Source organism: Nitrospirillum iridis (genome assembly GCF_014205765.1).
Lineage (GTDB): Bacteria > Pseudomonadota > Alphaproteobacteria > Azospirillales > Azospirillaceae > Nitrospirillum > Nitrospirillum iridis.
In genome coordinates this window covers 237,623-250,936 of sequence record NZ_JACIIZ010000007.1, presented here as the reverse complement: position 1 = coordinate 250,936, position 13,314 = coordinate 237,623, and the positions used below count along the sequence as shown (strand labels likewise).

The 13,314-nt window shown below is 69.4% G+C and carries 13 protein-coding genes; 6 read left to right on the top strand and 7 right to left on the bottom strand.

Annotated elements, in window-relative coordinates:
* Positions 1 to 156: 156 nt before the first annotated feature.
* Together FHS74_RS14350 and FHS74_RS14345 are read left to right on the top strand one after the other, a co-directional pair.
* Positions 157 to 447 (top strand): hypothetical protein, encoded by a 291-nt coding sequence (locus tag FHS74_RS14350; protein ID WP_184801627.1) that lies wholly within the window; start codon positions 157 to 159, stop codon positions 445 to 447.
* A 261-nt stretch (positions 448 to 708) separates the two neighbouring features.
* Positions 709 to 1,671, top strand: coding sequence for an NAD(P)H-dependent flavin oxidoreductase (locus tag FHS74_RS14345; protein ID WP_184801625.1), 963 nt, complete (start codon positions 709 to 711; stop codon positions 1,669 to 1,671).
* Between the two features lie 68 nt (positions 1,672 to 1,739).
* Here FHS74_RS14345 and FHS74_RS14340 read toward each other — a convergent pair whose 3' ends face one another.
* The 3 genes from FHS74_RS14340 to FHS74_RS14330 all read right to left on the bottom strand — a co-directional run bounded on the left by FHS74_RS14340 (position 1,740) and on the right by FHS74_RS14330 (position 4,761).
* Positions 1,740 to 2,084: a hypothetical protein gene (locus FHS74_RS14340; protein WP_184801623.1), complete on the bottom strand. Its 345-nt coding sequence runs from the start codon at positions 2,082 to 2,084 to the stop codon at positions 1,740 to 1,742.
* Positions 2,085 to 2,163: 79 nt separating this feature from the next.
* On the bottom strand, positions 2,164 to 3,651 hold the full coding sequence (locus FHS74_RS14335) for an O-antigen ligase family protein (RefSeq protein ID WP_184801621.1): 1,488 nt from the start codon (positions 3,649 to 3,651) through the stop codon (positions 2,164 to 2,166).
* A 150-nt stretch (positions 3,652 to 3,801) separates the two neighbouring features.
* Positions 3,802 to 4,761 carry a glycosyltransferase family 9 protein gene (locus tag FHS74_RS14330; RefSeq protein WP_184801619.1) on the bottom strand — a complete coding sequence of 320 codons (960 nt, stop codon included), beginning with the start codon at positions 4,759 to 4,761 and terminating at the stop codon, positions 3,802 to 3,804.
* A 197-nt stretch (positions 4,762 to 4,958) separates the two neighbouring features.
* Between FHS74_RS14330 and ygfZ the strand changes: the two genes are divergently transcribed.
* The gene (gene ygfZ / locus FHS74_RS14325) at positions 4,959 to 5,921 is read left to right on the top strand and encodes a CAF17-like 4Fe-4S cluster assembly/insertion protein YgfZ (RefSeq protein ID WP_246463134.1); all 963 of its coding nucleotides are present in this window, start codon (positions 4,959 to 4,961) and stop codon (positions 5,919 to 5,921) included.
* Here the strand turns inward: ygfZ and FHS74_RS14320 are convergent.
* Positions 5,890 to 7,047 (bottom strand): glycosyltransferase, encoded by a 1,158-nt coding sequence (locus FHS74_RS14320; RefSeq protein ID WP_184801617.1) that lies wholly within the window; start codon positions 7,045 to 7,047, stop codon positions 5,890 to 5,892. The genes ygfZ and FHS74_RS14320 overlap by 32 nt on opposite strands.
* 388 nt (positions 7,048 to 7,435) lie before the next feature.
* Here FHS74_RS14320 and FHS74_RS14315 point away from each other — a divergent pair, with 388 nt between their 5' ends.
* Positions 7,436 to 9,760: a HAMP domain-containing protein gene (locus tag FHS74_RS14315; protein WP_184801615.1), complete on the top strand. Its 2,325-nt coding sequence runs from the start codon at positions 7,436 to 7,438 to the stop codon at positions 9,758 to 9,760.
* Between the two features lie 77 nt (positions 9,761 to 9,837).
* On the opposite strand, the gene FHS74_RS14310 is transcribed toward FHS74_RS14315, so the two are convergent.
* Together FHS74_RS14310 and FHS74_RS14305 are read right to left on the bottom strand one after the other, a co-directional pair.
* Positions 9,838 to 10,170 (bottom strand): hypothetical protein, encoded by a 333-nt coding sequence (locus FHS74_RS14310; RefSeq protein WP_184801613.1) that lies wholly within the window; start codon positions 10,168 to 10,170, stop codon positions 9,838 to 9,840.
* Between the two features lie 208 nt (positions 10,171 to 10,378).
* Positions 10,379 to 10,834, bottom strand: coding sequence for a winged helix-turn-helix transcriptional regulator (locus FHS74_RS14305; protein ID WP_246463133.1), 456 nt, complete (start codon positions 10,832 to 10,834; stop codon positions 10,379 to 10,381).
* Positions 10,835 to 11,008: 174 nt separating this feature from the next.
* Between FHS74_RS14305 and FHS74_RS14300 the strand changes: the two genes are divergently transcribed.
* Positions 11,009 to 11,626 carry an NAD(P)-dependent oxidoreductase gene (locus tag FHS74_RS14300; protein ID WP_184801612.1) on the top strand — a complete coding sequence of 206 codons (618 nt, stop codon included), beginning with the start codon at positions 11,009 to 11,011 and terminating at the stop codon, positions 11,624 to 11,626.
* Between the two features lie 210 nt (positions 11,627 to 11,836).
* Positions 11,837 to 12,580 (top strand): acetoacetate decarboxylase, encoded by a 744-nt coding sequence (locus tag FHS74_RS14295; RefSeq protein ID WP_184801610.1) that lies wholly within the window; start codon positions 11,837 to 11,839, stop codon positions 12,578 to 12,580.
* Between the two features lie 76 nt (positions 12,581 to 12,656).
* Here FHS74_RS14295 and FHS74_RS14290 read toward each other — a convergent pair whose 3' ends face one another.
* Positions 12,657 to 13,304, bottom strand: coding sequence for a LysE family translocator (locus FHS74_RS14290; RefSeq protein ID WP_184801608.1), 648 nt, complete (start codon positions 13,302 to 13,304; stop codon positions 12,657 to 12,659).
* Positions 13,305 to 13,314 lie beyond the last annotated feature (10 nt).

The following is a 13,314-nucleotide window of genomic DNA, read 5'->3' as shown; positions in this document are numbered from 1 at the left end:
AATTAGCCAGCCTTTCCGCCTACGTCGGACTGCTCCATGACAGGTTTAGGGGGCCATGTTAGCGTTCTTTCGTGATTGGACATTTGAAGTCTATTTTCCATATCCGTGAAGAGGACTTGGGGGCACGCCATCAACCCCTGCCATCCGGAGGAAGTCATGACAGACGTCAATAATCGCCCTCAAATCCTGGCGCGCGGCTGGTTGGCCGCTGCCGCCCTGACCGCCCTTGCCGCCTGCGGCGGGTCGCCCCGGTCGGAGCGTGTGGATCTAAGCCACAGCTACCGCATGGTGGACGACCGCGGCCGGACGGCCGGGCAGGTGGTGTTTTATCCCGCTGGCGGCGGCGCCGTTTATGACGCGGACAACAACCTGATCGGCAGCGTCACCCCGCCCAATTCCAGCACCATGGCCCCTCCCCCAGCACCGGTGCCGCGCAACTATCCCTGACGCCCGATCGCCATAGTTCCCCTCCCGCCTGAGGCTACTGGGCGGGGACCGGCCGGCCCCGGTCCCCGCCCTTTTCCTGTGGAATTTTTTTCGGCGCGCGCCCGTGGACGGCAGTGGACTGCGCCTGGGCTTTGACCGCCGCCCGCTCTTTCCCGCCGGAAATGCTGATCCTCCCCCGCATTGACGGCCCCCGGGCCCCATGGCATTGAGGCGGGGCGGCCGTCCACGGCCATCAAGAAATACCCAGGGGAGACGCGTTCCATGAGCCTGCCGCCCATCCTTGCCCAGAACCTGGCGCTGCCGGTCATCGCCTCGCCCATGTTCATCGTTTCGAACCCCGAGCTGGTGATCGCCCAATGCCTGGGCGGCATCGTCGGTTCCTTCCCGGCACTGAATGCCCGCCCCAAGGAAGCGCTGGAGGAGTGGCTGGTCCGCATCAAGGGCACGCTGGCCGACGCCCGCGCCGCCAACCCGGACGCCAAGATCGCGCCCTACGCCGTGAACCAGATCATCCACCAGTCCAATGACCGGTTGGAGCACGACATGGAGGTGTGCGTACGCCACAGGGTGCCGATCATCATCACGTCGTTGCGGGCGCCCGGCGACATCGTCCCCCATGTCCATGGCTATGGCGGCCTGGTGTTCCACGACGTCATCAGCCTGCGCCACGCCGAAAAGGCGTTGGAGGCCGGGGTGGACGGGCTGATCCTGGTGGCCGCTGGCGCCGGCGGCCATGCCGGGGCCCTCAGCCCCTTCGCCTTGGTCGGGGAGGTGCGGCGCTTCTATGATGGCCCCATCATCCTGTCGGGCGCCATCGCCACGGGCGACGCCATCCTGGCGGCCCAGGCCATGGGTGCGGATCTGGCCTACCTGGGCACCCGCTTCATCGCCACGACCGAGGCCAACGCCGCCGCCGGCTACAAGCAGGCCATCGTGGAGGCCAGCGCGTCCGACATCGTCTATACCCCGTTCTTCACTGGGGTCGCCGGCAACTACCTGAAGTCCAGCATCGTGGCGGCCGGCATGGACCCGGACAACCTGCCCCAGGTGGATCGCAGCAAGATGAATTTCGGCGCGGCGGTGGCCCCGGGCGCCAAGGCGTGGAAGGACATCTGGGGGGCCGGCCAAGGCGTGGGCGCCATCGGCGATGTCCTGCCGACCGCCGACCTGATCGCCCAACTGAAGGCCGAGTACGCCGCGGCGCGGGCGCGTTTGCTGGGCTGAGGCGGCCCCTTAAAGAAAAAAGGGTGCGATGGCCGAGGCCACGGCACCCTTTTTTCTTTACCTCGGCCTCAGTGGTCGGAGCCGTGCAGGATGTCCTGGCGGATGCCGGTGTCATAGCCCAGGCCCGCCTCGGTCACGATGGCGGCGTTCGGGAACTGTGACTTGATCAGTCCCTTGCGCTCCAGCGCCACCCAGGCGGCCTGATTCGACAGGCCCGTGGCGTCCTGGGTCATCACGGTGTACGGCCCCAGGTGGAAATGGTTGCCGTGCGGGTGGGGGAAGCGATCGACCAGGACGCCCCCCTCCACCACCGGCTGGCCCACGCCTTCGATCCCGGCCAGGACCTGCAGCAGGGTCAGCGTCTTCAACTGCAGCGCGTTGAGGTTCAGCGGGTTCTTTTTCACGGGCGGCATGGCGGATCCTCAACAAATGGCGTTCAGCGGTGGATATCGGGCTGCCATTTACCCCCGCGGGAGCCGTGGGGGCAAGCCATCAGCGCCGCCGGCCCGCCATACGTCGCCCCGCGGAAGGAGACCGTGCCGGGGCTGAGCGCCCAGGGCCCGCCTGACCGGCCGATGGGGCGGCGGTAGAGGCCCGCGCCCACCATCCCGCCGGCAAGGTCAGTTCCAACAGGCCCACGGCCAACATGAGACCGCACAGCCACCACGTCTGCCACGCGCCGTAAGAGAAGCAACCGACGGCGATGCTGGCGGCCATGGCCGCCAGCGCCGATGCCTGGGCATAGGCCGGCAACCGCCGCGTGCCCCAGGCCAGGCCAACCCCCAGCCACGTGAAAAGCACCGCGCCGACCACCCCCAGTTCCAGCAACACCTGCAGGAAGATGTTGTGCGGGTGCAGGGGGATGAGGGGGGATTCGGGATGGAATTTGGAAACCTGCCCCTCATCCGGAATATTGCGGGAACTGTCCAGCCCCCAACCGAACGCCGGCTTTTCCAGGATACGGCGGGCCGCCACGTCCCAGATCTCCACACGGTGACGGAAACTGAACGGCATGCGCGCCTCTTCCGTCAGGCCCGCCCGGTGCAGGCCCAGCGCGACGGGAACGCACAGGACGGGACCGGCCAGAAGGGCCACGATCATCAGGGTGCGCGCCACCGGCGCCGACAACCGCGCCAGGCCATAGAACACCAGCCCCACGCCCAATCCCACCTTGGCCGAGGCGCTGCTGCCCCCCAGCGAAACCAGGAAGAAGACCATCGGCATGACCCATGCCCAGGGCATGGCCTTGCCCATGGGAAAGGCCGGCATCGCCGACAGCGACGGCAGGCGGGCGAACGCCCCGCGCCCCGTGGTCCATGCCAGGCGGGCCAGCGCCAGCCCCAGGGGCCAGGCCAGGGTGGCGAACAGCACGGCCGGCCGGTTCATGGCCCGGTCATTGTCTACCTTGGTGCCCTCCAGCGCCTTCTCCAGGCGGTAGATGGGCTGGTGGCCGAGAATCTCGATGGCGAAGACGCACATCCCCACCACCATGCCGATGGTGGCCCAGCGGATCAGCAGCCAACGCAGCCGCTCATCGGTTTCCCGGATCATTCCAATCCAGAACAGGAAAGGCACGACCGTGTAGAGGAAGGTCAACAGCTGGGCGACGCCGTCCTTGCGCACCGGCGTCCACAGCACGGACACGGCCCCCAGCAACAGGCCCAGCACCAGGGGCACGAGGGGGCCGCGCAGCGTCTCCCTGGCGGTCAGCAGAACCGGCAGCCGCCGCGTCCGCGCCGCATACAAGATGCCGCCCAGGACCGACAGGCTGATCAAAGTCGGCGCGGTTCCCAATGGCAGCAGGGCACATACGAAGCCCAGAACCGTTAACAGGAACAGCGTCAGCGCCGTCCAGGGCCGGCTGAATGGCGACGACACCGCCTGCGGACGGCCAAGCCCGGCGACGGCACCCATGACGGGCAAAGGGGGCAGGACCTGGGTCCGGGTCCGTGATCCACGCTTGGTCTCAGTAGATGACATCTCACTCCAGCGCATTTATCCGGCACCGTTTAGCCCCCAGGCCGGCCGCCCCCCCGGGCGCCAACCACCCGAGCCTTTCCTTTTACCCGGGAACAGCCCCGGTCCTAGCGCTTTTTATAGCGTCTCGGGGGCGGAGACCCGGGAGACGGGTCACGTCCGCGCCCCCACCCGGGCCAGCAGGTCGGCGGCCGCCTGTTCCACCCGGTCCAGCGTGAGCGCGGCCATCCGGGCTTCCGGCGATTGAGGACCCTGCGGCCCTTCCGGCGCCATCACCGCCATGGCCCGGGGGCCCCAGGGCGCATAGAGGTGTATCGGTGTTGGACCGAACAAACCCAGCGTTGGCGTGCCGGCGGCCGCCGATACGTGCATGAGACCGCTGTCATTGCCCACGAACAGCCGGGCCCGTTCCAGGCAGGCCCCCGCCATCAGGGGATCGGTCCGCCCCACCAGGTCGATCACCCGCGACATGCCCAGGGCCGCCGTCAGCGCCTCCAGGACGGGTGCGCACCGCGGTCGTTCCGCCTCGGACGCCAGGACCATGACCCGGGCGGGGGCGGCACCCGCCAGCAACGGTCCCGCGACCAGATGCCGCGCCAGGGCCGCGAAACGGTCGGCCGGCCATTCCTTGCCCGTCCAATTGGCCGCCGGCCCAAGCGCCAGGATGGGCGCGCCGTCATCCGGGCCGACCAACGCCAGCGCCTGGGCCCGCAGGGCGTCATTCAGGAACAGGCGGGGAGCGGGGGGCGGATCCAGCCCCAGGACGCGCCCCAGGGACACGACCTTGGGTTGGCGGTCGTCGCCGCCGCGGAAGGTGGCGCGGCGGCGTGCCAGTATCAACCAGGACACGGCGCTGTCGCGCAGATCCACCACCAGATCCCAGTGGTGGCCCACCACCTGCCGCCACAGGTCCACCCAGTGGCCAGCCAAGCGCCGCTTGGGCATGGCGATGATCCGATCCAGCCGGGGAACGGCCTGGAACAGGGGGGCGGCGATGGGGCCGCAGGCGATGGTGAAGCGGGCGTCCGGCAACCGCTCGACCAGATGGCCGAGCAGCCCCGTCGTCAGCACCGCGTCGCCCAGACGGGTGGAGGTGATGAACAAAACCCGCAAAAGACTGGCCCCCAACCCATGGCGTAATCCTGGCGACGGCCCCTTATACAAGTGCTGTCAGACGCTTGCCAATGCGGCTGTGGTGGCCGCCCCCTGCTCAGGGGCCATACCAGGCGCATCACGATCAAGCCTGCAAGGTGCTGGGTGGGCCTTGCGGCTGCTTGCGGCACCCCTTACCTGTTGAGGCTCACGGGCCCATGGAAAACCACTCCGTAGGCAAACTGCTCGGGTTCACCACCATGATCGATGGCGATGTCTTTGCCTGGCCGCCCGCCCCCGCAACCAGCACCGGCCGCCTGAGCGACCGGGGCGTTCTGGCGCTGACCGGGCCTGACGCCCGAACCTTCCTGCAGGGTCTGATCACGAACGATGTGCGCCGTGTCGGCCCCGGCCAGGCCATCTACGCCCTGTTCCTGACACCGCAGGGCAAGTTTCTGCACGAACTGTTCGTGGCCGCCCAGGTCGACGCCGAGGGTGCGGAGACGCTGCTGATCGAGACGGAGGCGGCGCGGGCGCCTGACCTGCTGCGACGGCTATCGCTCTACAAGCTGCGGTCCAAGGTGGCCCTGGCCGACGTCAGCGGCCAGTGGGCCGTCGCCGTCGCCCTGGACGCGACATCCAACGGCGCGCCCGGCACTGCCTGGACGGTCGGGACGCCCGACGGCCCCGCCCTGGTCTATGCCGACCCACGCCACGCGGGGCTGGGTCTGCGCCTGTTGCTCCCCCGCGCCGCGGCCGAGGCATTGCCCGACGCCACCGATGGCTATGTCCGACGACGCCTGGAACTGGGCGTGCCCGATGGCAGCCGGGACCTGGTGCCGGAGAAGTCCATCCCCTTGGAAAACGGCATGGACACCCTGTCCGCCGTCGCCTTCGACAAAGGCTGCTACATGGGGCAGGAGCTGACCGCCCGCACCCACTACCGGGCGCTGATCCGCAAGCGGTTAATGCGGGTGGAAGCCCCTGACGGCGCCGCCCTGCCCGCGCCCGGCACCCCCGTCGTCTGGGGTGAGCGCGAGGTGGGCGAGATGCGCAGCGCCGTCGGCGCGCGGGGCCTGGCCCTGCTGCGTGTCGAGGACGTGGAAAAACCCGAGGCGGCCCTGACCAGCGGCGGCGTGCCGCTGACGGTCAATGGCCTGGCGCCGGCGCCCCGGCCTTAGACGCCGCCGCGATGGCGGCCGTGTCAGCGGCCGCCAGCAGTTCGGCGTACAGCCGCTCCAGCGCGTCCAGACTGGCGGCCTGGCTGTAAGCGGACAGGACCGGGCGGCGGCGCAGCCGGGTACCGGCGGCGCGCGCGTGCGCCACCGCATCCAGGGCCACCCCCAGCGCCTCGGCCAAATCGTCTGCATTCCCAACCGCCGCCAGGGGGGCCTGGGCCAGCCCGTTGGGGTCACCGGCCAGGTGATCGCCTATGGCCGGCAGGCCATCCGACGGTTGCAGGATCATGCGCGCGCCCTCCGTGGCGGTGGCCACCACCGGCACACCGGCGTCCAGCGCCTCCAGGAACACCAGGCCAAACGGCTCGAACCGGGAGGGGGAGCAGAAGATGTCGGCGGCGTGGTAGAAATCCTTCACATCGCCCCGGAAACCGAGGAAGCGGATGGCCGGGCAATCGGCGGCCTGCGCCTTCAATGCTGAAATCTCGCCCCCGTCGCCGACGACGGCCAGTTTCAGATTGGGCCGCTCCAAACCGCGCACGGCACTGACCAGCAGGTCGAATCCCTTCTCCCGGATCAACTGCCCCACGCCCAGGACCAGCACGTCGCCCGGCGCCTCGGCGCCCATTTCCGCCCGCAGGGCTTGGATACGCCCGGCGTCGGGTATCGGATGGGGTTGCAGCCACAGGTTCACGCGGGCGATGCGTCCCTCGAAACCGCCCAGCTTGGCCTCCTGGGCCTGCCAGTCGGTGGTCGCGACCACCGCGTCGTGGTTCTGGTACCAGCGGCGGCGATAGTCCAGATGCATGGTGGCGAGCACGGGCGGACGCCCGGGCAGCAGGGGCCGCAGGCGCCCCACGGTCCGTCCCGCCCGGCCGCCGTGGCCGTGGATGACATCGGGCCGGAAGCGGCGGATGTGGCTCCATATGCCTGGCGCCATCAGCCCCGGCCCCACCGTCACCACCCGCAAGCCCGGCAATTCGCCCGAGGGAGGCAGCTGGTCGCGGATGGAACGGCCACCGGCGTCGGCGCAATCGGCACGGACGATCAGCAAAACGTCATGATGGCGTGCCTGGGCGATGGCCAACTCCGCCACGTGGCGCTCGGCTCCCCGGAAACCCTTGGACAAGATAATCTGGACGATACGCATACAGGCCCTCGATACGAAACCCGCGCAGCCGCTGGAATGGCGCGGACTACCGGGCCCCCACACCCAGGATCCAGGCGCACCAACCTCGCCCGACCTGACCTTCCTACGCCCCGGCCGGCGCGGGGGCAAGCCCCAGGCCTGCCCTGGACCGGAAAGCGGGGCGATACCGCGCCTACTGGGTGCTGATACGGCGGAAAGGCCCCAATCCCATCGCCTCGGCGCGTACGCCCCGGGCCGAACGAAGTACAACGAGGTACAAAGTGATTGACGAAGCCCCGGCACCTTCCCACACCATGGGCGCCCCGGGATGAGGGCCGCCCCTGCGGGGGCGTGATGTTGCGCGAACGGCCGACGGGCGGGTGGGGGTATGAAGTCAGGGGTCAGTTCAACACGGGCCGGGGCCGGCAGCCTGCGCCGCGCCGGGGGCTGGATCGCCGCCCTGGCCGTGGCGGCCGCGGTCACCCTGGTGGCCGCCGCCACGTATAACCTGGCCTTGTTCAGCCGTGTCGACCGCTCGCTGGATGAAACGCCGGCCGTGGTGGCCGCGAAGTCCCGCGCCCTGGATGAGGCGCGAGGGGTGCTGGGCAATGGCGGCCTGCTGAACGCGCTGGCCGTTTATGCCGAAACCGGCAGCGTCCAGGCCAAAGCCGACATCGCCCAGGCGCTGGAGACGGCGGACCGCAATGTCCGCGCTTTCGAAGGCAACCGCCTGACCACCGCCGAATCGGACCTGGCCCGTGACCTGCACCGCCTGATCGACCGCTATCGCGCGGCGGTGAATGCCGCGGGCGACAAGCCGCAAGCCCTGGCCGGAGCCACGGGCCTGTCGCTCATGACCCTGCACGCCGCCGTGGCCGACCGCATCGCCCAACTGCGCCGGCAGGAGGTGCAGACCACCTCGGAGGTGCTGGCGGGGCCAGCCCGCGCCGGCTTCTGGCTGGGCATCGCCGCCGTGGCCGCCATGCTGGCCGTGACCGCCGCCGCCCTGTGGCTGATCCGGCTGCGCGTGCTGGCGCCGCTGTCCCAATTGCGTGACAGCGTCAACGGCGTGGCCCGGGGCGACTGGCGGGCCCCCATCGCCGGCACCGACCGCCCGGATGAGCTGGGCGATATGGCCCGCGCCATCGAGGCTTTCCGCCGCCAAGTGGCGGACCTGCCCGACATATCCATCGTCACCGAAGAAGGGCGCGTGCGCCTGAAGTTCGACGGCGCCGCCGCCGACCTGTTCGGGCAATTGACAACCCGCCTGCGCAGCGCCGGCGACACCCTGGCCGGCAATGGCGACGCCGTGTCCACGCTGGTCAGCGACACGCGGCGGGATCTCACGGCGCTGCTGAGCGACACGCAGAAGGAACTGACGGACGGCGTGCAGCGGGTGGGTGAGCTGTGCGGCATCGTCGCCCGCGCGGCGGGTGACAGCAACCGCGAGATCAAGGAGGCGACGGAGCTGCTGAGCCGCGCCGCCCTGCAAGTGCACGCCTTCGACGACCGCGGCGGCGGCGGCGGGCTGGACAATCTGGTGGAGGCCCTGCGCCGCAACGCGGAGATGGTGGCCAACACCGTGCTGACCGCCGGCGAGGATGTGGGCCGGGTGGTCCGCGGCCTGTCGGAGTCGGAGGGCGAGCTGCGCCGCGCCACGGGCGAGGCCCAGGACGCCAACGAGCGCATGAACGCCGCCATGGGCGACCTGCAGGCCAAGCTGCTGGCCTCGGTCAAGCTGCTGCGCGCCTCGGGCGAAATGCTGGCCACCAGTACATCGGAGGCCACGGCCGGCCTGACGCGGGCGACGGACGCCGTCGGCAACAGCGACCGCAACCTGCAGGCGGCCCTGGCCCACGCCGGCGACCGGCTGGAGCGGGTGACGGGCCGGGTGGAGAATTCCGCCGACCTGCTGCGCGGCACCGCCGAGGAGGTCACGCGCAACCTGTCAGGCGCGCTGGACGGCCTGACCCGCGCCAACCGCCTGATCGAGACGGCGGCCGAGGCCAACAGCACGCGCCTGGAACCGGTGGCCGAGAATCTGGCGGCGGTGCAGCGCGACCTGGCGGGGGCCGCCGCCGGCGTGGCGCTGCGCGCGGGTGAGATGACCCGCACGCTGGACAGCCTGGGCAAGATTTCCGAGGCCATGCGGACGGAACTGGAGCGCCGCAGCGCCGACCCCGATCAGAAGGCCGCCGCCGACGAGGCCATCGCCCGGCTGGAGGCCACGGCCAACGCGCTGGGCGACCGCGCGGGCAGCATCGGCGACACCGCGAGCCGCCTGTCCGACATGCTGAACGCCGGCCTGGGTGAAGCCGGCACCAAGGTGGAGGAGGCGGTGCGCGACCTGCAGCGGGAGGCCGCCGGCCTGGCGACCGATGCCGGCGGCGCCACCAACGCCCTGAACCGGGCGTTGGCCCGCCAGGACGAGGCGACGGAGGCCCTGCGGGCCCTGACCGGCAGCCTGATGGACGCGCTGACGCCCCGGATCGATCCCAACATCGCCACGGTCGAGTCCCTGGCCGACAATCTGCGCCTACGCATCGACGCCGCCGACCGCACCATACGCGGCCTGTTGGACCTGACCGATCACCTGAAAGCCCTGGTCGAGACCGGCCGCGCCAACGAACAGGCCAGCACCGCCGCCACCAAGGAGCTGGGCGACCGTCTGGCCGCCATCGCCGACCAGCTGCGCGCCGCCACCGGCGGCTGAAGCGACGCGTACCGCCAAAGAAAAAGGCGGCCGCCACAACCGGGCCACCGCCTTTTCATTCCGGTCCCGGAGAGCGCTTACTTGGGAGCGGGCGCTGCGGGAGCGGGGGCTGCGGCGCCGATGGGCACCAGGGTGATGTTCACCGGGCTGTCGTACTTGTTGTCAGCGCCGCTGGCGCTGTCGATGGCCCAGCCGATGCCGCCGCCCAGCAGAATATTGCCCACGGTGGCGCCGGCTGCCCCGGAATGGTCAAGGAAGGTGGCTTCCTGGAAACCATCCTTGGTGCACCGGACGGTAATGTCGTGCTTGGTCTTCTTCACCGTCGTGGCCGCCGGGGTCTGAGCGATTCGGGCGATGACGGTGCCCTCGCGCTCCAGCGCGCAGCTCGCGCCAGCCGGGGTAGTGTTCACGGTGATTTCCTGAGAAGTGCCCTCGATAATTGAGGAGCAGCCCGACAGGCCGACTATGGCGAAAGCGGCAGCAAGCGCTAACCGAATATGCATGAGGTGTCACCACTTATGGGATAGGCAAGGACGCCAGCATATTGATTGCGAAAGTGCCGATCATCGCATGATTGTGGTTAAGCGCCTTCCATGCCTGCGGCGGAACGCCGCACCCTCATCTCTCCTTGTCGTCCCCCTGCGCCACGTCGTAGCGGCGGCGGCTGGCGCGGATCGCGGGCTGATGCAGGGCGGCCCACTGCGCCAATCGCGCCAGGTGGGCGGAGAAACTTTGCCCCAGATCGGTCAGCGCGTATTCCACCTGCGGCGGGGTGGTGGGGAAGACAGTACGGCTGGCCAGGCCATCGCGTTCCAGCTTGCGCAGGGTTTGGGCCAGCATGCGCTGGGAGATGCCGCCAATCGCACGCCTCAGGGCGTTGAAGCGGGCGGGGCCCAGGTCCAGGTGGCGGATGACCAGGACACTCCAGGCGTCGCCCAGGCGGTCCAGCACGTCGCGCACCGGACAGACGCCGTCCTCGGTATCCGGTTGATAGCCGGCCGCCACCACGTCCTCGGCCAAGGTGGGGGTGGCGGCGAGCGGGCCCCTTCCCTCCATGGGCATACGTCCATCCATCGTGGTCTCCTTGCGAGCAAGCCCATTTCACAAGGGCCGCGGGCGGTAATGCGGCGATAACCAGGGAACGCCACCATGCCTTCTTCACCGCAGGAGGCGGAGATGGCATCTGGTTATTTATCGTAACCTAGTCTGCCGCGCAGCGATGCGCCAGCACCGGACCGGAGAACCTTCATGAACATCGCCCTGATTGGCGCCACCGGCAACGTCGGCACCCGTATCCTGGCGGAGCTGCGGCGGCGCGGCCACACCGTCACCGCCATCGCCCGCGACATCAGCAAGCTGGACGCCCAGGACGGCGTCACGGCCAAGGCGGGCGATGCCAGCGACCCGCAGGGCCTGGCCCCGCTGCTGACTGGCCACGACGCCGTCATCAGCGGCACGCGTTTCCAGGGACTGGACCTGGGCGCCCTCTTGTCCGCCCTGACCATCGCCGGGGTGAAACGGCTGTTGATGGTGGGGGGTGCCGGGTCGCTGGAGGTGGCGCCCGGCGTGGCCCTGATCGACACTCCGGACTTCCCGGCCGCTTACAAGGCCGAGGCCGGCGCCGGCCGCGATGTGTTGAACGCGCTACGCCAGGGACCGGTTCAAGGTATCGAGTGGACCTTCCTGTCGCCGGCGGCCTTCTTCTTCCCGGGGGAGCGTACCGGCCACTTCCGCCTGGCCGATGACCAGCTGTTGCTGGATGCCGCCGGCAAGAGCCAGATCAGCTACGAGGATTTCGCGGTGGCGCTGGTGGATGAGGTGGAAAGCCCCGCCCACGCCAATCGCCGCTTCACCGTCGGCTATTGATGGCCGGCGTGGCCAGGGGTGCGGCCATCCGCCGCCCCCCACCCCGCTTGGCTTAGGTGCGACGCAACAAAACTTACTCGGACAGGGAATGGTTTTCCCGGGAGGCATCCGCCATCCTGGCATTCCTTCGTCCGGATGCCGGTCCGCCCGCTTCTCGCATGCCCCTATCGACCGGTCCCGGTACCCCCCTTCCTTGGGAGCAGTGCCGACATGAATCGCGACGAGATCCTTTCCGCCAGTTCCATGCCCCTGTTCAGCCCCAGCTATCCCCGGGGGCCCTACCGTTTCATCCGCCGCGAATACCTGATCATCACCTATGAGAGTGATCCGGAAGCCGTGCGCCGGGCGCTGCCGGAACCGCTGGAGCCGGCGCCGGGCAATCTGTGCTTCTATGAATGGATGAAGATGCCGGACAGCTCCGGCTTCGGCGACTACGAGGAAAGCGGCACCGGCATCGTCGCCCAGCTCAACGGCGAGCCGTGCAACTTCTCCGTCCAGATGTATCTGGATGACGAGCCGCCCATCACCGCCGGCCGCGAAATCTGGGGCTTCCCCAAGAAATACGGCGTGCCCCGCCTGAAGGTGCTGAAGGACACGCTGACCGGCACCCTGCACTATGATGAGGAGCGGGTGGCCATGGGCACCATGACCTACAAGCACGTCAGCCTGGCCGACCGGTTGGATGAGGTGGCCAAGGGCATCGGCAAGCTGAACGTGAACCTGAAGTTCATCCCCGACGTGGACGGGGGGCCGAAGGTGGCGCAGCTGGTGGGCTATAACCTGACCGACGTCCATGTGCATGGCGCCTGGGACGGCCCGGCCCGCCTGCATCTGGTGCCCCACGTCAACTGCCGGGTGGCCGATCTGCCGGTCCGCCGCATCATCGGCGGCCGGCATCAGGTGGTGGACTTCACCCTGCCCTTCGGCCGGGTCCTGCACGACTATCTGGGATAGCTGGCGTTATCCCCCGGGGATGGCTGAGGGCGGGGTGCATCCGACATGGGATCGTACCGTCCTCAGCGAACCAGTCTCAGCGAACCAGGGTCGCGTCGCGCACGGCGTCGGCCATCAGGCGCAGGCCCAGGGCCCCCATGACCGCGCCCGTCGTCCGGTCGATGCCGGCCTTGGCCTTGAGATAGGCCCGGCGCGGCGTGTCCAGCGAAAAGGCCAGGGCCACCACCGTGTACCAGCCCGCTTCGATCACGAAGATCACCGGCGGCAGGAACAGCAGCAGGTGCGGCGGCGGCACCGGCGGCAGCAGGGCCGCGAAGATGCTGGCATAGGCGATGGCGGTCTTGGGATTGCTGAGCTGGGTGGCCAGCGCCACCCCGAAGGCCCGCACCAGGGACGGTGCCCGGCCGTCAACGGGAACCGCCGCCGTCATGGCCAGGGGGGTGCCCGCCCCCCGCCACATGCGCACGGCCAGATAGAGGAGATAGACGCCGCCGGCCAGGCGCAACGCCAGGTTCAGCCACGCCACCTGGGTCAGCAGGGCGGTCAGGCCCAACAGCGCCAGGGTGCCGAAAAGGGTGCCGCCCACCCCCATGCCCGCGGCGGCGGCCAAGCCGTTGCGGCGGGATTGGGCGACGGCGGTGCGGGTGACGAGAACGAAACTGGGCCCGGGGCTCATGGCCCCCAGCAACAGCGCGACAAGGATGGGAATAAGGCTGGCAAGCATGGGGACGCCC

Excerpts from the sequence above, each read along its gene's own strand:
- FHS74_RS14350 (WP_184801627.1), top strand. The coding sequence starts at position 157 with ATGACAGACGTCAATAATCGCCCTCAAATCCTGGCGCGCGGCTGGTTG.
- FHS74_RS14345 (WP_184801625.1), top strand. The coding sequence starts at position 709 with ATGAGCCTGCCGCCCATCCTTGCCCAGAACCTGGCGCTGCCGGTCATC.
- FHS74_RS14340 (WP_184801623.1), bottom strand. The coding sequence starts at position 2,084 with ATGCCGCCCGTGAAAAAGAACCCGCTGAACCTCAACGCGCTGCAGTTG.
- FHS74_RS14335 (WP_184801621.1), bottom strand. The coding sequence starts at position 3,651 with ATGTCATCTACTGAGACCAAGCGTGGATCACGGACCCGGACCCAGGTC.
- ygfZ (WP_246463134.1), top strand. The coding sequence starts at position 4,959 with ATGGAAAACCACTCCGTAGGCAAACTGCTCGGGTTCACCACCATGATC.
- FHS74_RS14315 (WP_184801615.1), top strand. The coding sequence starts at position 7,436 with ATGAAGTCAGGGGTCAGTTCAACACGGGCCGGGGCCGGCAGCCTGCGC.
- FHS74_RS14305 (WP_246463133.1), bottom strand. The coding sequence starts at position 10,834 with ATGGATGGACGTATGCCCATGGAGGGAAGGGGCCCGCTCGCCGCCACC.
- FHS74_RS14300 (WP_184801612.1), top strand. The coding sequence starts at position 11,009 with ATGAACATCGCCCTGATTGGCGCCACCGGCAACGTCGGCACCCGTATC.
- FHS74_RS14295 (WP_184801610.1), top strand. The coding sequence starts at position 11,837 with ATGAATCGCGACGAGATCCTTTCCGCCAGTTCCATGCCCCTGTTCAGC.
- FHS74_RS14290 (WP_184801608.1), bottom strand. The coding sequence starts at position 13,304 with ATGCTTGCCAGCCTTATTCCCATCCTTGTCGCGCTGTTGCTGGGGGCC.